Below are 21,351 nucleotides of genomic sequence, written 5' to 3'. Positions count from 1 at the left end.
ATTCGGACGTTTTTTCAGGGTAATTCAAATTTTGAAATTTGGTAACATATTTGTTTTAATGGGTAAAACAGGCGATAATACTGAACTGATCTTCAAACAAACTCATCAAAGGCATGGATTTCAAACAATTCACCATAAAATCACAGGAAGCTGTACAAAAAGCATTGGAGCTTTGTACGGCCGAACAGCAACAGGTACTTGAGCCAGCTCACCTGCTCAAAGCTATCCTACTCGAAGATGAAAATGTCACCGGTTTTATCCTAAAAAAACTAAGCATCAACCCCAATCTGATTCAACAAAAGCTTGAAGAAATCATTAAAAGGTTTCCCAAAGTATCAGGTCAACAACAACCCTATCTATCCAATACCACCAACCAAGTATTTCAAAAGGCAAAAGACTACCTGAAATCCTTTGGTGATGAATATGTGGCGGTAGAGCACCTGCTTCTAGCTATACTTGCTGGTTCAGAGGCTGCCGCAGGTCTATTAAAAGATCAAGGGGTAAATGAAAAAGCATTAACCGAGGCAATAAAAGAACTTAGACAAGGAAATAAAGTGACAGATCCAAACGCAGAATCCAAATACAGGTCTTTGGAAAAATACTCCAAAAACCTAAATGAACTGGCCAAGAAGGGCAAAATCGATCCTGTGATAGGAAGGGATGAGGAGATCCGCAGGGTACTGCAGATTCTTGCCAGAAGGACAAAAAACAACCCCATCCTATTGGGAGAGCCCGGTGTGGGAAAGACTGCGATCGTAGAAGGCCTTGCCCAACGCATCGTAAGCGGAGACGTGCCTGAAAACTTGAAGAGTAAAACTATAATTTCCTTGGACATGGGATTGTTGGTGGCCGGTGCCAAATACAAGGGGGAGTTTGAGGAAAGGTTGAAATCAGTCATCAAGGAAGTGACGGACTCGGAAGGTCAGATCATCCTCTTTATTGACGAAATTCATACCCTGATCGGTGCCGGAGGTGGTGGCGAAGGTGCGATGGATGCGGCCAACTTACTGAAGCCGGCACTTGCTCGGGGTGAATTACACGCCATCGGAGCGACCACTCTCAAGGAATATCAAAAATACATCGAAAAAGACAAGGCACTAGAGCGTAGGTTTCAGCAGGTGATCGTGGACGAACCCGATGCGGCAGATGCCATTTCAATCCTTCGGGGTATCAAGGACAAATATGAACTCCACCACGGGGTACGCATAAAGGATGACGCGGTTATTGCCGCTGTGGAGCTTTCCCAACGGTATATTTCCGACCGCTACCTCCCCGACAAAGCTATTGACCTGATGGATGAGGCAGCTGCGAAAATTCGGATGGAGATCGACTCCCTTCCACAGGAACTTGACGAGCTCAACCGCCGCGTAATGCAGTTGGAAATTGAGAGGGAAGCGATCCGAAGAGAAAAAAACAAGGACAAGGAAACCGTACTTAGCAAAGAAATCGCTGACCTATCCGAAAAAAGACAAACCGTAAAAGCCAAATGGGAAAGTGAAAAAGCCGTTATACAGGGTATTCAGCGGGAAAAAGAGCACATCGATAAGCTAAAAATCGAAGCTGAACAGGCCGAAAGGGCTGGGGATTTCGGGAAAGTTGCAGAAATCAGATATGGGAAAATAGGTGAAAGTGAGAAAAAACTCATTTCCTTTCAGGAGCAGTTGAAAGTGATGCAGGAAGGTTCACCGTTGCTGAAAGAAGAAGTCGACATCGAGGATATTGCGTCTGTCGTGTCGAAATGGACTGGCATACCCCTTTCGAAAATGGTGCAAAGTGAGCGTGAAAAATTGCTGCACTTGGAAGATGAGTTGGGCAAACGGGTGGCAGGCCAAAGGGAGGCCATCACTGCCCTTTCTGACGCCGTACGTAGAAGCCGCGCGGGCCTTCAGGATCCAAAGCGGCCGATTGGTTCCTTTATTTTCCTTGGTACTACAGGAGTAGGTAAGACCGAACTGGCAAAAGCCCTAGCTGAGTACCTCTTCAACGATGACAATGCGATGGTTCGGATTGACATGTCTGAATATCAGGAACGCCATGCCGTAAGCAGGCTGGTAGGAGCACCTCCCGGCTACGTTGGTTACGACGAAGGAGGTCAGTTGACGGAGGCAGTGCGAAGAAAGCCTTATTCTGTCGTTCTGCTGGACGAGATCGAAAAGGCACATCCGGATGTATTCAATATCCTACTGCAGGTTTTGGATGACGGACGCTTGACCGACAATAAGGGCAGATTGGCCAATTTTAAAAATACAATCATCATCATGACGACCAATATTGGCTCAACACTGATCCAAGAACGGTTCGACACGATGGAAGAATGGAACAAGGAGCAGGTCATGGAGGACACCAAAGCGGAGGTATTCGGCTTGCTAAAGAAATCAGTGCGACCAGAATTCCTTAACCGCATCGATGAGGTCATTATGTTTGAACCGCTCAACAAAGCCATCATCCGGACAATCGTGGACATACAATGGAGAGAAATCCAAAGCAGACTGGCGGAGTCTGGCATCGAGATAGATGCAACGACGGACGTGTTGGATCATTTGGGCGAGGTAGGTTTCGATGCGCAGTATGGTGCCAGACCCCTAAAGCGAACCATGCAGCGACTTGTATTGAACGAGCTTTCCAAGCAAATCCTCAGTGGCTACATCAAAAACGACAGTGCTGTCTTGGTGGATTTGGATTCGGATAAGCAGATTTATTTCAAAAATATCGAGGCTGTGGAAGTGGGCTAATTTCTCAAAAATAGAATCAAATAATGTACAAACGAAGGCCCTGGGACGTTTCCAGGGCCTTTTTTTGCATCAAGGCAGACCATCTGTAAGCTCTATAGTAGAAGTTTCCTATCTTTGGCTATATAATAATTTGAACTCAACTCCGCTGCATGAATAATAACGATACCCTTCGAAGCCTTCGATACACCTTTGATTTCAGTGATGACCAAATGATGTCCTTGTTTGAATTGGGGGGAAGACCAGCAACCCGGTCAGAGGTCTCCGACTGGCTAAAGAAAGACGATGATCCTGCATTTAAACCCATTTATGACAAAGACTTGGCCCAGTTTCTAAATGGATGGATTGTGAAAGAAAGGGGTAAAAAGGATGACAAACCTCTCGTAGTTGAAAAAACCCTAAGTAATAACGGCGTGTTGAGAAAAATCCGAATTGCCCTGTCACTTCAGGACGAGGACATGTTGGAAATATTATCAAAGACAGGTCAACATATCAGTAAGCACGAGTTGAGTGCGTTTTTCCGCAATCCGTCCCAATCCCAATACCGACCTTGCAAAGATCAGGTTCTCAGGAATTTTTTGAGAGGGCTTCGACTCACCCACAGACCTGAATAAAAACCTTAAAGTTTGAGGACCACAAAAAAGCCTCTGTAATATCTTGCAGAGGCTTTGAATTTTTATAGAATAGTCTAATTGGCGACAGATGCCTGTTCTTCCTCCTTTAGCCTAAGCATAAAGTCACTCAACACGTTCATATAGTTTATAAAGGCTTCATAAGGACTCTCGTAGGGACTAAAGTAGGCATGAATGTCACCGTCGGAGAAAAACTTCGTACACATGTAATAGAAATGGTCACTGGTCTGCAAGTAATTCCAATCCCGGTGGATATCCGGATTTTTGGATTTCTTGACCCGTTTTTCCAGTTCATACAGACGGTCAAAGGCCTCATCCTGAAGGTCATTTCCCAACCATGCTGTAAGGTCACGCTCTTCATCCGCCCAGCTGATGGGAGTAGGGACATGTATCATTCCTACGGGGGAGGCTTGGGCAATCACCTCCGATGGCGCGGAAAATCCAAAGTCAGAACCGGCAAAAACCGCTTCCGGCAGGTGTTTCATAAAATCAAAAATTCCTGTTTCCGCCCACTGATGCTCTCCAAAGGTCTCATAGTCCATGAACAAGTTCAGCACTTCCTCTTCTTGGGGTATCTGATTGATCCATTTGACAAACTTATCAGTGGTCAGCGGGTAATCAGACCATTTGGGCTCCCCAAATCGGAAAGCGATATCATCACTGAGTCGGAAATTTTTGAGCAGTACCTTTAGCTTGGGCTCCAAGGAATTAACATATACATAATTGGGGCTTTTCCATCCCAGGATATGCTTGGCCCCTTCAGTCAGAATCCCTTCATATCCCATTTCATATACCATCTTGCCGATGGTATCGGAATAAATCAATTCTGTATTCCGAAATACTTTGGGGGTATATCCATTAAAGAGTTCCTTTATTTTTTGCTGATGTGAGTGGACCATGTCCTTGAATTCGCTTTCGCTTTTCAAAGCGCAGAGGGAGTGTCCATAGGTTTCGTTTAGCAACTCCACATGACCTGTTGCCACCAGTTTTTGGAAGCTTTCGAGCACATCCGGGGCATATTCCTGCATCTGATCCAAAAAGGTTCCGGAGATCGAAAAACTTACTTTGAAGGCACCATTATTCCTATGGATTAACTCCAGCAATAAATTGTTCATTGGAATGTAGCATTTCTCGGCCACTTTACGCATGATGCTCTTGTTGGAGAAATCATCCCAATAATTATGGTCATCTCCAATTTCAAAAAATCGGTATGGTTTTAGGCGATAGGGTTGATGTACCTGAAAGTAAAAACAGATGGTTCTCATATACTATTTTTTAACGGTTTCTTTGTAAATATTGATAAGTTTCAAAGCGACGTGTTCCCACTTCAATTTTTTGAGCTCCTCACGACCCAATTCCTTAAACATCTTGGATATGCCATTGTAATGCAGCAAGGCAAAGATAGCATCCGCCATGGCATCAATATCCCAGAAGTCGACTTTTACTGCATTTTGCAAAACCTCGGCCACACCGGACTGCTTGGATATGATCACCGGAGTATTGTGGCGAACCGCCTCCAAGGGTGAAATCCCAAATGGCTCTGACACGGAAGGCATGACATATACGTCACTAATGGCAAACATGTGGTCCACATCATTCCCTTTAAGAAATCCTGTAAAATGGAACTTGGTTCCTATCCGTAGTTCAGCTACCCGTTGGATCATGGGATTAAGCAAATCCCCCGATCCAGCCATTACAAAGCGAACATTTTCGTCCCTTTTCAATACTTTTGCCGCTGCCTCCACAAAATATTCCGGGCCTTTTTGAAACGTGATTCTTCCCAAAAAGGTAACTATCTTTTCGGGTACCATCTTGGTAGCCTTGTACGTGATGGCACTGGTATCCAAGACCGCATTATGCAGCACTACTACCTTTTCCTCAGGAATTCCATATTTGGCTACAATCGTATTTTTTGTGAGCTGGCTTACAGCGACTATTTTATCAGCCGCCTCCATGCCTGCACGCTCGATGGCATAAACCTGCTGATTTACCGTCTGGCCAGACCGGTCAAATTCAGTGGCGTGAACGTGAGCTACCAGGGGCTTACCGCTGATTGTTTTTGCCGCAATTCCCGCCGGAAAGGCAAGCCAGTCATGGGCATGAATTATATCGTGATTTTTATCTTTGGCTATCTGGGCGGCAACAAGCGCATACCTAGACACTTCTTGGATTAGATCCTTTCCATATTTCCCGCTAAAATTAAACTTGGTGGAGAACACACTGTCGTCAAGGTTTTCACTGCCTTCCTTCATACCCTGGGTGTAGGACGAATACTGTTCAGGACTTAGGTAAGGAACCAAATATGAACTAACTTCTAGATAGGTCAGATTCTTCCAAATTTGTTTGAAGCGTTTTTCCCTGTAGTCAATTTCAATGTCACTTGCATTGACAAATTCAGCCAGCGGATCTTCGTCCCCCCAAAGTTTGGGAACAACAAATATCATGTCCTGCTTATGGTGGGCCAGTCCCTTCACCAACCCGTAACATGCGGTGCCCAATCCTCCGGAGATATGAGGGGGAAATTCCCACCCAAACATTAATACTTTCATGAAAGATCCTTTTAATAGTTTTTGACTATTGATTTCATTCTTAACAATTCCCCAACACTCCAAGCTTGGGAGATCGCCCCTTTAGGTCTATGCGGAGGGTCTCCGTCGTAGATTTCAGCTACAGTTCCTATCCCGTATTGGGTCATTACACCGTCAAAACTACTGACCATAGTTTCTATAAACTTCTTACCGGATTTGCCGTGAAGTTTGATATACCCCTCTGCAAAATGCCCCATCAACCACGGCCAAACTGTGCCCTGATGATAGGCATTGTCCCGCTCGTATTGGTTCCCGAGGTAGTATCCCTTGTAGGAGGGGTCGCTTGGGGCTAGAGTTCTGAGCCCTCTGTTTGTAAATAAATTGCTTTTAATTACTTCCAAAACCCTGTCCTTTTGCTCTTCGGACAGTGGGGAATAAGGAAGCGATGTCGCAAAAACCATGTTGGGCCGGATTGACCAGTCCTTTTTATCTCCATCGACCACATCGGCCAAGTACCCCCTCTTTTCATCCCAAAATTCCTTTACAAAACTCTTTCCCACTTTTTCTGCTAAATCACCTATCTCTGTATCACCCGTCAGACTCTCGTAGAATTTCAGTGCATTGTACCATAAGGCATTAATCTCTACGGGACACCCGCGCCGTTGGGTTACAGGTCCGTCAGCTGTCACTGCATCCATCCAGGTCAGTGCAGTACCGTCCATCCCGCCATACAATAAGCCGTCCTCCTGAACATGTATATTAAATTCGGTGCCTTCAAGCAGGCCGTCAATAATCCCCTTGCATTTTCCCAAATATTTGTCCTTTATGGTCTGTTCGTCTCCGGTGAATACAACATACTGCTGCAGTGCCCAAAAATACCAAAGCGGTGCGTCAATGGAATTCATGTTGGTCATTACCCCACTCCCAACATTTGGGAAAAGTGGTCCCATAAGGTCTCTAGACATGGTGTCCATTACCTCGAGAAATGTCTTGGTATCACCAAGTGTAAGGGTTAATCCGGGAAGTGCTATAAAGGTATCCCTTCCCCACCAACCAAACCAAGGATAACCAGCAATTACGCGGGTCTCTCCGTTTCTCCTGCTGATAAACTGCCCGGCAGAGTTTTTGAGGCAGTTTTCAAAATTGTCCCTGGGAGTCCTTCTACTTACCTCATTATCAAAGGCCTGTATTAATTTGTCGGGATTAGCTTCCTCCAGACCTGCCGAAAATATAATAGACTCCCCCTTTTCAATATCAAACTCAAAATAACCGGGTACATATAAATCCTCCTGATAATCATAGCCGCGCTCAATCTCCCGAATATATTCAATATTGTAGAACCAATCAGGCGCTGGAACAAATTCATTCTCCTTAGAAATCTGAAGCGATAAATCACTGTATGCTTCATACAAGCGAAATTTTACCCCTTGATTGATTTTTTCGAATTTCTTATTGACATAGGTGTTAGCCTTGGATAAGGCATGATAACTTCGGAATGCTAGATAGGGGCTAATTCTTAGTTTAGTGGGTGTATGGGCATCTACCAGTGTGTATTTGACCATAACTCGGTCTACATGGGTGTCCAGAATAATTTCCTTTTCCAACACCACTCCTCCTACCCGATAAGTAAGCTTAGGGTTGGGTTCCGAATCAAAATCCTCCAAATATTTGTGTCCCCTGGGAGAATAGTTCCCGGGATATTTATTTATCCCCAAATTAAAACTTGACCCTTTTTGGACAATGGCTTCATGAACATTAGAAAGCAACACATGCAACTGCGAATCTATCTGTGGCTGTGGGGCTACTAAAAGTCCATGATATTTCCTGGTATTACACCCAATAATGGTAGTGCTTGTGTAGCATCCGGACCTGTTTGAACGGATGATTTCTTTTTCCAAGGAATAATTCAGGTTTATAAGTTGAGTCTTGTCAAAATGTATGTAGCTCATCTAAGCATAAAGTTTTTAGGTTTTTATAAAAATAGTTTAAACCTTTGGAAAGAAAAATAAATCTTGAAAAAAACAATTTGAAATTTTAAGAAAACAAAAATGGGGATATTTTAAATATCCCCATTTTATTAGCTCGATGTTGTACTAAATGACTCTTTCTGAACTTCTTCCAACGCCTTGAGTGATTCCTCAAATTTTACCATATACATTTGAATATCTCTGATATTCACAGTCTGCACTTTTGGGAAATTTTTTGAAGGATTAAATAATCTAAACATTTCTTTACCTTTTAAACTTCAGACCAACTTATCAAATAGGATGCCATTTTCGACATCTTATTTTAAAAAAACAAGGTCCTTTCTTATTACAGAAAGGACCTTGGGTGAATGACCGGGTTCGAACCGGCGACCTCTGGTGCCACAAACCAGCGCTCTAACCAGCTGAGCTACAATCACCGTATTAAATCGACTACATTGCTTTCGCTGTAATGGAATGCAAAGGTAATATCCTTTTTCTATTAAGACAATAACTGCTTACATTTTTCTTTCAAATTTTAACCTGCTTCCCTTTACTTCTTCATGAAATGTCCCATTTTCGTACGCTAAGTGACCGGACACAATCGTATGGGTTACTTTTGACTGGAAGGTTTGTCCTTCAAAAGGCGACCATCCGCATTTGGACAGCACATTTTCCCTGCTCACCTCCCAAGGATCATCCAAATCCACCAATACCAAATCCGCATGGTACCCGGGCCGGATATACCCCCTCTTCTCTATCTCAAAAAGTATGGCGGGATTATGACTGGTTTTTTGTACTATCTCCTCAAGCCTAATCTTATTCTGATGATACATCTCCAACAAAGCGACCAAACTATGCTGAACCAATGGTCCTCCTGAGGGTGCCTTTAAGTAGGATTCCGATTTTTCCTCCAAAGTATGCGGCGCATGATCGGTAGCTATAATATCGATTTTGCCTTCCAATACTCCTTTTAATATAGCATCCCTGTCCGCGGCTGTTTTAACGGCGGGATTCCATTTGATAAAATTCCCCTTCTCTTCGTAATCCGCATCAGAAAACCAGAGATGGTGCACACAGGCCTCCGCGGTAATACGTTTAGTTTCTAACGGAAGGTCTTCATCAAAGAGCATTACTTCTTTCGCTGTACTGATATGAAGTACATGCAATTTGCTGCCATACATTCTAGCCAGGTCCACTACCTTTTTGGAAGCATCGTAACACGCTTCTTCAGAACGTATCTTGGGATGGCAGGATACAGGAATATCATCTCCAAATTCGTCCTTGTATTTTTCCAGATTGGCTTTAATGATTTGATCGTTTTCGCTATGGGTGGCAATGAGCAACTTGCATTCCCTAAAAATACTTTCCAGGCTTTCGGGATTGTCGACCAACATGTTTCCGGTTGAAGATCCCTGAAAAACTTTAATACCGCAGACATTGGCGGGATCTACTTGAAGTAATTCCTCCAAGTTGTCATTCGTCGCCCCAAAGTAAAAGGAAAAATTCGCCAGGGATTTTTCCGCAGCCATGGAATATTTCTCTTCCAATAAGGCCAATGTAGTTGTTTGCGGTTGGGTATTGGGCATCTCCATGTAGGAAGTGATTCCCCCGGCAACAGCGGCTTTACTTTCGGTATAGATGTCGCCTTTGTGCGTCAATCCAGGCTCCCGGAAGTGTACCTGATCGTCAATCAAGCCGGGAAATAGGTATTTCCCTTCCCCGTCTATTTCCACATCAACTTCGTATTCGGACAAATTCCCACCGACGGCAAAGAATATCCCTTCTTTTATATACACATCTCCCCGCATAATCTTGCCCTCATTTACTATATTTGCACCGCGGATCAGTATCTTCTTCATGGTATTGCTTTTAGGTTTCCTTTTACTTGCCGCCATAAAATTATAAAATCATGTCCGATAGCCTACCATCTTTCGAAAAATTTAAGTTAAACAAACAGCTGTTGGAGGCCGTAGCGGAGTCGGGCTATGAAAAACCGACCCCCATTCAGGATAGGGCCATACCCCTAGCCCTTGCTGGACATGACATTCTGGGAATTGCCCAGACGGGTACTGGAAAAACAGCAGCATATGTTTTGCCCATTTTGTATAAAATAAAATATGCCCAAGGAAATCATCCCAGGGCGCTAATATTGGCTCCAACCCGGGAACTTGTCCTACAGATTGAGCAGGAGGTGATTCGCTTTGGCAAGCACACAGACCTGCGGTATGTCAGCCTCTTTGGCGGATTGGGTCCGAAAACGCAAATAGAAACCGTGCAAAAAGGCGTGGATCTGATCATTGCCACACCGGGACGGTTTATGGATTTGTACAAACGGGGGGAGGTCTACACAAGGGACATCAAAACCATGGTGATGGATGAGGCCGATAAGATGCTGGATATGGGCTTTATGCCGCAGATCAGGGCAATACTGGAAATCATTCCCGTCAAGCGCCAAAATTTGTTGTTCTCGGCCACCTTTAATGAGCGGATAGAACGGCTCTCCCAGGAGTTTTTGGAATTTCCTGAGAAAATTGAAATCGCTCCCCAGGCCACTACTGCTGAAACTATTCAGCAAGTCAAATATTATGTTCCCAACATCAAAACCAAAATCGACCTCCTGGAGCACCTCTTTACAAAGGAAACGCTGAATCGGGTAATCGTCTTTACCAAGTCCAAGAAAAATGCAGAAGCGGTGTTTCACTTTTTGGAACGCAGGGATATTGGTGAAGTCAAAGTCATCCATGCCAATAAAGGCCAAAATACGAGAATAAACTCCATGGACCTCTTCAAGGCCGGGGATGTGCGCATCCTAGTAGCCACCGACGTGGCGGCTCGGGGGCTGGATATCACGGAGGTAAGCCACGTAATAAATTTTGACGTGCCTCTTATCTATGAAGACTACGTACACCGTATAGGCCGTACCGGCAGGGCGGAAAAAGACGGAGCTGCCATTACCTTTATCAATCCAGCAGAGGTATATCACTTTGAGCGGATTGAGTCCATTATCAGGATGCAGGTGCCGGAAGCACCCATTCCCGAGGAAGTTCCTATAGCTCCTACCCCCTATGAGGAAAAGCAGGGATACGAACGTGAACTGGATTTACAGAAGAGACGAGATGATCCTGATTTTAAGGGGGCCTTTCACGACAAGAAAGAGCGGCCAAAAACCAACCCCGCAAAGCCTTTGGAAAAGAAACGCGGAAACAAAAATTCCAAAGCCAAAAGAAACCGTAATCAGATGAAAACGAAAAGTAAGTGGAAGAACAAATAGGGGAACGATGAAATTTGGGCACTTATCCATCAATTCCATTTCCGACGAAAATCATCCATTAGCTGTTTTTGAGCAATTTCATGATTTTAGATAAAAATTGGGGAATATTCTCAATTTTTGGCCCACTATAATTTCAATTATCCGTTTCGGAATCCATCTTCATTCCAATTTTCCGGATTGTTTATAATGTAATTTGAAATCCTTTGGTATTCCGCATCATCACGAATGATGTGATCATGGAATCGGGTTTGCCATCCGTTTTTCAAGTTCATTCGGTTGGCGTGTTTGGTTACAGCAGATTTGTAGCCGCCAATTATCGATGATACAGTATTTCCGCCCTGATTTTGGAATCGTTGTTGGCCGATTGTTTTTTGATTTTCGGGATGCGATGGGGGCAATGGGGATTGTGGCCGTGGTGGGGATGGCGGTGGCGGTGGCGGTGGCTGCAGAGACAGGGCATGCCCTGTCTGTACTGATAATTCCCCTGCCGATGATTCCCCTGCCGATAATTCCCCTGCCGATGATTCCCAGGAATTATCAGAATAGGGTTTGTTTAAGATCAAAATGCCATGGATATGGTTGGGCATCACCACAAAATCACCCAAATCAGCGAATTTTGAATGGTGCGGTATTTCATGCCACAAAATATCGGCAATCACCCCGAGGTGGGATAATTGCATCTGCCCATTTTTTATTTCCCCAAAGTAATGTTTGCGATTTGCTGAGCAAATGGTGATAAAATAGGCTCCATTCCAGCCGTAATCCCACCATTGCGCACGGGCCGAGGGTATGCGGTATTTGTTTTTGTATTTATCCATGGCAAAAAATCTAAAATTACTGCTTTATGATGTACCCATCCTCCATTTCAATAATCCTGTCCGTGCCTTCCGCAAATTCAGGGTCATGGGTGACAATCAACATGGTCTGGTGAAACTCCTTGGCCAAGTCCTTGAAAATGTTGAATACAATATCTGAATTTTTCTTGTCCAGATTTCCGGTAGGTTCATCCCCCATGATAATCAGCGGATCATTCATCAAAGCCCGCGCAACGGCCACTCTTTGTTTTTGGCCGCCTGAGAGTTGATATGCTTTTTTCAAGGCGTGATCCTGCATGTCAAATATCTTGAGTTTTTCCATCGCTATATGCTCAAGTTCCTGCCTGGATTTTTGATCCAGTTTAAGTCCGGGAATCATAACATTTTCCAATACAGAGAATTCATTGAGCAGGTAGTGAAACTGAAAGACAAAACCTATTTTCTCATTCCTGATCTTTGAAAGGATATTAGAGTTTTTCTGAGTAACTAGTTCTTCATCAATCCACAGATTGCCCTCATAATCCGTATCCATGGTGGATAGTATATAAAGCAATGTTGACTTTCCACAACCGGATTTGCCCATTACAGACACGAATTCGCCCCTTGTTACCTGAAAGGTCACTTCCTTCAAGACCTGGGTTTTCACCGGGCTGTAAAAATATTTATTGATTCCTTTGGCTTCAAGAACTGGTTTTCCTCTCATGCGAATGAAAATATGGTTTTTAGGTTGATGGGTTTTTATTCGTAATTCGTAATTTTTAATTTTTAATTGGTTGATAGGTTGATAGGTTTGACAATAACTTTTATGGCTTGTATCTATTTCCCCCTAATAATATCCACCGGATCCACACCACTGGCCTTCCTGGCAGGAAAATAACCTGCAAAATAAGTCGTAATCAGACTGAATACGCCCCCTATTACATAGTATTTCGGATTGAAATCGACAGGAAAGGTCTTGACGGTGGGCAGTGCCTCTGTTTCAAACGGAATACGTTCGATTCCCAGTCCCGCAAGAAATCCAAATAAAAGGCCGATAATTCCGCCAAACACACCAATAGTCAACGCAATGGTAATGAAAATTTTATTTACATCGGATCCTGAAAAACCAATCGCTTTTAAGATGGCTATGGTATCCATCTTTTCATATATCATCATATTCAGAATATTGTAAATCCCAAACCCGGACACCACCAGCAAGGTAATGCCGACCGCATAACTGATTAAGGTCCTGATCTGTGTTCCTGTTTCGAACTGGGCATTCACGGTTTGAATATCGTCGGCATCTATACCAAAAATCTCCCTATATTCTTTAGCCATTGCTGGCGCCTGTTCAAAATCATTCAGCTTTGTCTGTATATCTGTAATGTAGGACGCTGATTCACCAAGCATTTTCTGCGTCGTGTTGATGGATGCATAGCTCTGCACATTATCTAAATCCCCCAAACCGGACTGATAGTAGCCCACCACTTTAAGTTGAATTCTGTTTCCCTGGGCAGTGGTAGCCTGGATGACATCTCCAATTTCCGCCATCATTCTGTCCGCCGCCCCTTTTCCCAAAATGATACTATTGGCCGTATTCTTCAAATCCATAAAATTCCCTACAGTCACGTAATCCTCAAACGCGAACAAGCGAGCCTCTTGCTCCACATCAATCCCATTAATGACACCGGTAATGTCAATGGTCCCCACATTGTAAAACACCTGTGCGGAGATTTTCGGCGCTACGCCTAATACCCTCGAATCCTCTTGTAGGGTTCTAATAATTGCTTCATTGTTATAGATGCTCAATCGGCTAGCAGCAGGTTTGATCGATCGGATAATATTATAAAAACCCGTGAATTTTCCAGAAAGATCAATGGGTTGATTGGGACTGGGCTTGACGTCGTTATAAAATCGAATGTGGGGTGTCCTGTTTAAAATCAGCCCGTCAAGTAACTGATTAAGCCCATTCATAAAGCCCAGCAGGGCCACGAACATGGTAATACTAAACACAACTCCTATAGCGGCAATAAAGGTCTGCTTAAACCTTGCCACCATCAAGGCCTTTGCAATATTTAATATTAGTCCTATTTTCATTGCATCGGTTTGATTATCTCTGCATTTTCATCTATTCCCTCAAGTATCTCTGCTTTTTGATAATCTTTGATACCCAACCGAATGGCGATGGTATCCCCAGTGGAGTTGACTACATATTGATCATGGAGGATAAATGCCCTTGGCAAGGTCAGCGCGTTTTCCCTACTCTGAATGATTATATTGGCTTCCAAAGTTAGGTTAGGATAAAGAACTTTTGGCTCATCGACAAAAATCCCCTCCACCGTAAAACTCTTGCTTTGTTCATCCATGATGGGATTGACTTTGGATACAATCCCTTCAAAGGTCTGCCCCCTATAGCTATCCATGGAAATCAAAATCCGCTGACCTCTTGACACGTTGACTATATCGTATTCATCTACCTGCATTTCCAATATATACTCAGTGGCACTGCCTATTACCGCAAGCGGTGTTTGGGCATTGACCATTTCGCCCTTTTCCTTAAGAATGGCATACACCCTTCCCTTTATCTCACTTTTGAGTACCAAATCACTTTCAAGCGCCTTAGTAATAGCCAGGTTTTTTGAGGCACTTCTTTCGTTAAAATCTATTTCACGTTTCAGGTCCTGATAGCGCAGTCTGGATGTTTCATAGGCCGTTTTGGAATTGTCAAAAGCCAATTGCCTTTGCTCCAATTCCACTGCCGCGCCTATCCCTTGATCTCTTAATCTTTTTTGCCTTTCGAGCAGTAAAGAATCGTTTTCGTATTTGGTTTTTGAATAGGCAATACTCATTTCAAGATCGTTCAGCCTTGTCTGATTGGCCTGCCGGTCAGCGTAGGCTCTATTCAGTTCGGCATTTTCCCGGTTCAATCTGGCAGCTTCGTTACTAATGGATAAAATCGGGGTACCTACCTCCACGGTATCCCCCTCAACAACAAAAATCTCCTGAATTATTCCATTGGCATTTGCGTAAGCTTGGTACTGATATCTTGATCGAATTAATCCCGAGGCATAGACAGATTCTGAAATATTTTCCCTGATCGGAAAAACCTTTTCCTCAGAAGAACTACAGGAAAAAATTCCAAGAAAAACCATCCCTAAAAACATAAAGGGTGTACATCTCATAGTTGACATGATTGATCGTTTTGATTTTAAAAGCTATTAAAAGATCTAGATTCGGTATTCTAAAATTAAGAAACTTTGCCAGAAATTCTATACTTTATCTTTCAGTCTTCCGGCCTCACAGCAGGTCTTGAGTACGGTGGTGGAGTGATTTCTTTTTCCTCGACCTTTTCCAATAATTTCATCGTTTCCTCTACTGCCCGCTCCAATTGAACATCCCTTCCCTCGGCAAATGATTTGGCATCTATGTGGACCTCTATATCCGGTGCAATGCCATTGTTCTCCCCGATCCATTCATTCCTTACCGGGTCAAATACAGCATTATCCGGCGAGGTCATGGCGCCACCATCCACAAACCTGTAATGGACGGAAGATTTCACCAATCCGCCCCAGGTCCTTTTACCAATCAATGGCCCCGCATTTTGGTTTCTAAATACCCAAGGGAAAAAATCGCCTCCCGATCCTGCAAGTTCATTGATTAATAAAACTTTAGGACCCAAGATCCCTGCGGGCAGCTGGAGATGCCTGGGGTTGGGTACTTCATTGGTGATGGCCGCTCTTAATTTTCTGGTCATCAGATCTACCATATAGTCATCCAACAACCCACCCCCATTGTATCGCTCATCGATCACCGCTCCGAGTTTATCCTGCTGGGCAAAGAAATATCGATTAAAGGATTCAAATCCGGGCCCACCGGTATTGGGCACCCATACATAGGCCAGTTTACCGCCTGACAATTCATCTACTTTCCTCCTGTTGTCTTCTACCCAAGCCCGTTGACGCAGACCGCCTTCCGAATCTATGGGCAATACCGTCAGTTTCCTTGCATTATTCATGTTGGGCACACTATTTAAATGTATAAAAGTCTGTTTGCCTGATGTTCCTTTAAAGGCCTCGTAAATATCCATTGAAGCATCTACTTCCTGGCCATTAACCGCAAGCAGATAATCTCCGACTTTAACACCCAAACCGGGTTGGGTCAAAGGGGAGACCAGGTTGGGATTCCAGCTTTCAGCCGTATAAATCCTTTTGATCCTCCACTTGCCCTCAGCTATTTCATAATCCGCTCCCAACAATCCCGTTGCCAGTGTATCCACGGCTGGGAAATCTCCTCCAAAAACAAAACTGTGCCCGACAGAAAGCTCCCCGTTCAATTGATCTAAAAGATAGGTAAGGTCCTGCCTGTGTTGAATATAAGGCATTAGTGGGCTATACCTTTCCCATACATCGTCCCAATCCCTTCCGTGAGTCTCGGGATCATAGAAGAAATCCCTTTCATATCTCCATGCTTCGGTAAAGGCAAGTAAGGTAATCACAAAAGCGCCCAGCAATAAATTTAATTGGGATTTGCTGGGGTATATTGATTTTCGTTTCATTATCTACTGGGGTTTATAAAGCAGGTTGAATCTTGAAACTGGATATCTAAATTAAGTACAATGACTAGCTTAAGCTTTTTCTGTGTCTAATTTATGATTTTCTTACAAAAGGATGGATTCGCCAACAGGTAAGCGATCTCCTGCACCATTCCAAAGGTCCAAAAAGGAAATATTTCAACCAAATAGGACATACAAATGCGCATCCCAGTACAATATCAATGATGTCAGTCCTGTTTACCCACACTGCAGGTTTGGGAGAATGGTCCGCTAATTCGATTTCGGTGGTAGTTGGTAAAGTCATAGCGCAAAAAAAGGTTTGTAGTCAACTAGTTAGCGATTATTTTTTGAAAAAATAAATCTTTTATTAAATTTTAAACATATCGAATATCACATAGTAGATTTTGGTCCAGAAAAATACTGTTCAACTACTAAAAAAAACCGGGATCAATCTGCTTTAGTTTTATCTTTTGGTTAAAAATTAAATATTAAAGAAAAAAGTGTTCATCCAGAGGCGCACTAAAAACTAACCTGCAATTTTATTTCAAGTAAACCCTAGACTCACTTTAACACCAATTCCCCGACTCTTCTCCCCAATCCCTCCGCCTTCCGCAAAAAGATCTCATCCACAGGCTGACCCGCAAATGCACCTTCTCCTGTAATCGCCGATGCCCCAAAGGCGGCCTCTGATTCGTCCCCTCCTACAATCAACATTCCATGGATTAGCATGGAACGGATCATACTTAACATCACCGCCTCCTCCCCGATCGAAAACCCTCCACCTGTAACAAAAACCGCCCCGATTTTGTCTTTCAGCGGCCTTCCTTCGTAGGGCCAAGAATTGATAAATTCCATTACTGCGGGAGGCAAATTGGCATTGTACACCGGAGACCCCAAAATAATGGCATCCGCAAAAAGCAATTCATTCTGCGAGATTTCTTGAATAGATTTCAAGATCAAACTTATTCCCTCCAACGATCGAGCCCCCTTCGCCACTGCTTCCGCCATGGCTTTGGTATTTCCGGATTGAGAGTAGTAGGCAATTAGGATAGTTGGACTTGCCTGCGAAAAGACAAAATCAAATTTTAGTAGAATAATAACTGCTACAAACGACCACTTACTCCAATTCATTCTCATATTTTTTCCGCCTTTAAAATCTTCAGATTTTAAACAGATGTTATTAAAACCCAATTAATGTCAACGTAAGACTTTGCTACCACCTTAAAGAAATCCCTTTCCATAATTCGAAGCTTGAAAACTCCACTTCGCAACTGCTCCACCCCTTTGCTACCATCCCGTTACCGCTACGCTCCGACGGGATTTGCAACTTAAGGGGAGCGATTAATTGGGTTATGTTAGCTATTAATTTCTCCGAATAAGGAACCCCATACCAGCTACGCTCCGTATTCCAATATCGATCAACAGCAAGCCTACAGGCCGACATCCACGAATATCAATCCTCTTTATATCGGCCGTAGCATATTTCCACTGTATTTCGCTGAAGGCATATTTCTACTTTATTTCGACCTAGGCATACTCCGTAACCGCTCCTCCCTCCAGGATCTCCACTAAGCTCCGGTTTAATATCCATCAATATCCAATATCAATTAGTATCCTTCAATAACTCCTCCACCGCCTTCTCCAACTGCTGATCTATTCCCTTGTCTATCTTGCCCGGCATATTCTTGACCTGAAACTGTGGGGCGGTTTCGTTGTTTTCCATCCAGTTGCCAGATTTGTCTTTGGCGGATACGGGTACTATTCCCCATCGGCTGCCATTTGGAAGTAGCTCCCAACCTGCAAAAGAGCAGGTACCTGGCGTTGGCATACCTACTGTTTTGCCGATCTTAAGGTCCGTATAGCCGCAGGCAAAGCAATGCCCATCAGAATAATTGGCTTCATTAAACATCGCCAGGGTGGGCTTTGTCCAGCGGAAGGTCGGTTCATAGCCGACTTCACGTTCTTCAGTGGCATAGGTGATAAAGCGCTCTCCGGTAAAGAACATGGCCAAGTCCGCAACGAGGTCTCCGCCCCCATTGAATCGGGTGTCAACAATTACCCCCTTTCTGTCATGGTATTTGCCCATCATTTCCTCATAGGTGGTGCGGTAGGGACCATCCGCCATGCCGGGAATATGTACATATCCTAAGGTTCCACCGGACAAACTATCCACTTCAGCCTGATTCCTTTTCACCCATCTTTTATATAGCAATTGGTTCTCCTCGGCCAATGATATGGGCTTTACAGTCACCTGCTTTCGCTCGTTGCTTTTTGGATCCAAAACTTCCAAAAGAGTAAATTTGTCCGCTTTACGGTTCAAATACCAGGCGATGTCCCTGTCGCTACTGATCTGTTCCCCGTCTATCTTTTCGATAACCATTCCGGATTTTAAAGCCAATCCTGCTTTGTCCAATGGTCCCCCTTTAATGATTTCCGATATCATTATCCCCTCTTTATCGTGGGAAAAATCCATAAAAATCCCCAAAGAAGCGGTGGCATCACCCTGCGGCATGCTCCGGGTGTATCTTGCCCCTGCATGGGATACATTGAGTTCTCCAATAAGCTCGGAAATCATCTCTGCGAATTCATAATCGTTCCCTATGGAAGGCAGGTACTTTTCATACTGTGCTGCCAAGGAATCCCAATCTACCCCATGCATATCTGGCGTATAAAAGGCGCCCTTGGTTCTTATTCGGATATGCTCAAACATTTGCCTACGTTCAGCTTCGGTGTCCAAGGTCATTTCACCAGCAATTTTAATCAGTTCCTTTTTACTTCCGTTTTCGGTGATTTTGGAAATGCTGCCATCAGCAAGCAGGTAAAGGTTTTTCATTTCCTTATCCCACTCCAAACTGCCTGAATTCGCATCCAGTTTAAGTTCCATTTTAGTTTCCTTGGTGCGTAGGTCGGTACTCCATAGATTCATTCCTTTCTCAAAGCTAGCCAGGTAAAGTAGTTTCTCACCCTCTTTATCCAATACCGCATCTCCCAGAAGCGAAGAGTGTATGGTCAGCTTGGCCTTTCTTTCCCTCAAATCCTCCCAGTCAATCTTGATGTCCTCCACTTTCTTGTCATGGTCGTTCTTTTCATCATTTTTCTCTTCATCCTTTTTGCCTGCTTTTTCCACTTCTTTCATCAGGTCATAATCCTCCTTGCTTAGCTTGAATGTATCGAAGGATTCTTTGGTTAAAAACAGAGAAAACACATCATTTTGAGATCTACCACTTGCTGCAAAACCTTTCAATCCATCCCGGTTGCTAAACCAGATCATTTGTTTGCCTTCATTTACCCACTTTGGTCGGCCGTCGCCGTATCCGCTTTGGGTCAGGTTTTCCATTGGTTTTTTCCCTGTGGCATCCAGCAAGACTACTTCCCCATTAGCCATAGTAGGCCTGAACCCTGCCAATAGCCATTTGCTGTCCGGACTCCAAGTAAAATATTGATCCCCATCCCTCATGTGGAGGATTTCCTCGGATGTCATCAGCGTCACCGTCGATTTGGTTGCCAAATCCAGCACGTTTAGCGTCTTCCTTCCTTCTATATATGCGAGTTTTTTCCCGTCTGGGGAAAGCTGCGGCTGGTATGCATCCACTTCTGTGCTTACCAGCGCCTCTTCCTTCAATATCGTACTGGCATAAAAAAATGGTTCTTCCTTTTCCCTTACCCGGCTGGATTGGAATATCTGCCAACTTCCATCTCTTTCGCTTGCATATACAATAGATTTACCGTCCGGGGCAAACTGCACAAAACTCTCCTGCTGAGGAGTATTTGTGATTCTTTTCGTAATAGAACCATCAACGGAAGTCACGAATACCTCACCTCTAGCGATAAAGGCAATCTCTTTGCCTTCGGGAGATACGGACATTTCTTTCACTCCTCCATTTATAGCAATATAACTGTCTGAATTGGCTATTGCCTGTGTGGTGATGCTTATAGAAACTTTTTTAGGTTGTTCCCCCTCCCGAAGCGTATAAAGTTCTCCGTCATAGGAAAAACTCATTACCCCATTATTGGAAATACTGAGAAATCGGACGGGAAAATTTTTGAGGCTTGTCAACGCAGTAGCTTTGGAAGGATTGGCCAAGTTGGTTTTGAACACATTGAAACTCCCATTTTCTTCACTCAGGTAATACATATCGGTTTCCCCGGGTGCGAAAACGGGATTTCTGTCCTCACCGCCAAAAGTAGTAAGCATTTGATGGGTATTGCTGTCAGCGTCATAAAGCCAAATATCCCGCGCTATTCCGGATTGGTGTTTTTTCCGCCACTCGTTTTCACCCCCCTTCTTATCATGGTAAAGCATTTTTTTACCATCCTTGCTGACCTGCACGTATTCCGCAGGAATGGTCCACACCTGATCAACCCTGCCTCCTCTTACAGGAACTCCATACAACTCGGGTTGGGATCCAGTGGGATATTGTCTGTGCTCCGCCAAGTCCTGCCGGACTCCCCCGAAGATCACCGACTTGTCCCCTGCGGAAAAAGAATAGGGCATTTCATCGTTGGAATGGTAAGTCAGCCGGGTAGCTGCCCCTCCATCGGCATCCATGACAAAAACGTCAAAGTTGCCGTAACGGTCAGATGCGAAGGCAATCTTGCCTCCGTCTTTGCTCCAGACAGGCATAAAATCATGGGCTTCATGAAAAGTAAGCTGCGAAGCTTTGCCTCCGGAGGACGATACCTTGTACAGATCTCCTTTATAAGTAAAAACAATCTGGTTGCCATCCGGCGATATGGCGGGATAACGCAGCCAACTGGGAGACTCTTGGGAAAAAACGAGGCTTGAGACAAAAACCATCAATATGCTTAGTAGGGATTTACTCATAGGGTCCAGTTGTTATTGGAAATAAAATGGAAATATAGTAGAAATATGTTGGA

General features: G+C 44.0%; 15 protein-coding genes and 1 tRNA gene. 3 read left to right on the top strand and 13 right to left on the bottom strand.

Annotation, left to right across the window (positions count from 1 at the left end; all coding sequences use genetic code 11):
• Positions 1 to 113 precede the first annotated feature (113 nt).
• Positions 114 to 2,732 (top strand): ATP-dependent chaperone ClpB, encoded by a 2,619-nt coding sequence (clpB, locus tag FQ608_RS12730; protein ID WP_158858614.1) that lies wholly within the window; start codon positions 114 to 116, stop codon positions 2,730 to 2,732.
• A gap of 149 nt (positions 2,733 to 2,881) precedes the next feature.
• Positions 2,882 to 3,343 carry a YehS family protein gene (locus FQ608_RS12725; protein WP_158858613.1) on the top strand — a complete coding sequence of 154 codons (462 nt, stop codon included), beginning with the start codon at positions 2,882 to 2,884 and terminating at the stop codon, positions 3,341 to 3,343.
• Between the two features lie 74 nt (positions 3,344 to 3,417).
• On the opposite strand, the gene FQ608_RS12720 is transcribed toward FQ608_RS12725, so the two are convergent.
• The 5 genes from FQ608_RS12720 to FQ608_RS12700 form a co-directional block, all read right to left on the bottom strand.
• Positions 3,418 to 4,626, bottom strand: coding sequence for a glycoside hydrolase family 57 protein (locus FQ608_RS12720; RefSeq protein ID WP_158858612.1), 1,209 nt, complete (start codon positions 4,624 to 4,626; stop codon positions 3,418 to 3,420).
• A gap of 3 nt (positions 4,627 to 4,629) precedes the next feature.
• On the bottom strand, positions 4,630 to 5,910 hold the full coding sequence (locus tag FQ608_RS12715) for a glycosyltransferase family 4 protein (protein WP_158858611.1): 1,281 nt from the start codon (positions 5,908 to 5,910) through the stop codon (positions 4,630 to 4,632).
• Between the two features lie 11 nt (positions 5,911 to 5,921).
• A complete protein-coding gene (locus FQ608_RS12710) occupies positions 5,922 to 7,838 on the bottom strand; it encodes an amylo-alpha-1,6-glucosidase (protein WP_158858610.1) in 1,917 nt (638 codons plus the stop codon).
• 380 nt (positions 7,839 to 8,218) lie between these two features.
• Positions 8,219 to 8,294 (bottom strand) — tRNA-His (locus FQ608_RS12705).
• A 77-nt stretch (positions 8,295 to 8,371) separates the two neighbouring features.
• Complete coding sequence (locus FQ608_RS12700) at positions 8,372 to 9,715, bottom strand: dihydroorotase (RefSeq protein WP_158858609.1); 1,344 nt, start codon at positions 9,713 to 9,715, stop codon at positions 8,372 to 8,374.
• Positions 9,716 to 9,765: 50 nt separating this feature from the next.
• Here FQ608_RS12700 and FQ608_RS12695 point away from each other — a divergent pair, with 50 nt between their 5' ends.
• On the top strand, positions 9,766 to 11,127 hold the full coding sequence (locus FQ608_RS12695; protein WP_158858608.1) for a DEAD/DEAH box helicase: 1,362 nt from the start codon (positions 9,766 to 9,768) through the stop codon (positions 11,125 to 11,127).
• Positions 11,128 to 11,264: 137 nt separating this feature from the next.
• Here FQ608_RS12695 and FQ608_RS12690 read toward each other — a convergent pair whose 3' ends face one another.
• From FQ608_RS12690 to FQ608_RS12655, 8 genes are all read right to left on the bottom strand, one after another.
• The gene (locus FQ608_RS12690) at positions 11,265 to 11,945 is read right to left on the bottom strand and encodes a transposase (RefSeq protein WP_158858607.1); all 681 of its coding nucleotides are present in this window, start codon (positions 11,943 to 11,945) and stop codon (positions 11,265 to 11,267) included.
• A gap of 16 nt (positions 11,946 to 11,961) precedes the next feature.
• Positions 11,962 to 12,645, bottom strand: coding sequence for an ABC transporter ATP-binding protein (locus FQ608_RS12685; protein WP_158858606.1), 684 nt, complete (start codon positions 12,643 to 12,645; stop codon positions 11,962 to 11,964).
• Between the two features lie 113 nt (positions 12,646 to 12,758).
• Entirely contained in the window at positions 12,759 to 14,018 is a 1,260-nt protein-coding gene (locus FQ608_RS12680; RefSeq protein ID WP_158858605.1) for an ABC transporter permease, read from the bottom strand.
• Complete coding sequence (locus tag FQ608_RS12675; RefSeq protein ID WP_317168921.1) at positions 14,015 to 15,112, bottom strand: efflux RND transporter periplasmic adaptor subunit; 1,098 nt, start codon at positions 15,110 to 15,112, stop codon at positions 14,015 to 14,017. The genes FQ608_RS12680 and FQ608_RS12675 overlap by 4 nt, the downstream gene beginning before the upstream one ends.
• A 92-nt stretch (positions 15,113 to 15,204) precedes the next feature.
• The gene (locus FQ608_RS12670; protein ID WP_234364185.1) at positions 15,205 to 16,476 is read right to left on the bottom strand and encodes a PDZ domain-containing protein; all 1,272 of its coding nucleotides are present in this window, start codon (positions 16,474 to 16,476) and stop codon (positions 15,205 to 15,207) included.
• A 91-nt stretch (positions 16,477 to 16,567) separates the two neighbouring features.
• A complete protein-coding gene (locus tag FQ608_RS12665) occupies positions 16,568 to 16,777 on the bottom strand; it encodes a DUF418 domain-containing protein (RefSeq protein WP_158858604.1) in 210 nt (69 codons plus the stop codon).
• Between the two features lie 257 nt (positions 16,778 to 17,034).
• Positions 17,035 to 17,604, bottom strand: coding sequence for a flavodoxin family protein (locus FQ608_RS12660; protein ID WP_158858603.1), 570 nt, complete (start codon positions 17,602 to 17,604; stop codon positions 17,035 to 17,037).
• A 472-nt stretch (positions 17,605 to 18,076) separates the two neighbouring features.
• Positions 18,077 to 21,298 carry a S41 family peptidase gene (locus tag FQ608_RS12655; RefSeq protein ID WP_158858602.1) on the bottom strand — a complete coding sequence of 1,074 codons (3,222 nt, stop codon included), beginning with the start codon at positions 21,296 to 21,298 and terminating at the stop codon, positions 18,077 to 18,079.
• Positions 21,299 to 21,351 lie beyond the last annotated feature (53 nt).

This window comes from Lunatibacter salilacus, assembly GCF_009797935.1.
In the GTDB taxonomy this organism is placed as follows: domain Bacteria; phylum Bacteroidota; class Bacteroidia; order Cytophagales; family Cyclobacteriaceae; genus Lunatibacter; species Lunatibacter salilacus.
The sequence above is the reverse complement of the archived record's forward strand: the minus strand, read 5'-3'. Positions and strand labels throughout refer to the sequence as shown.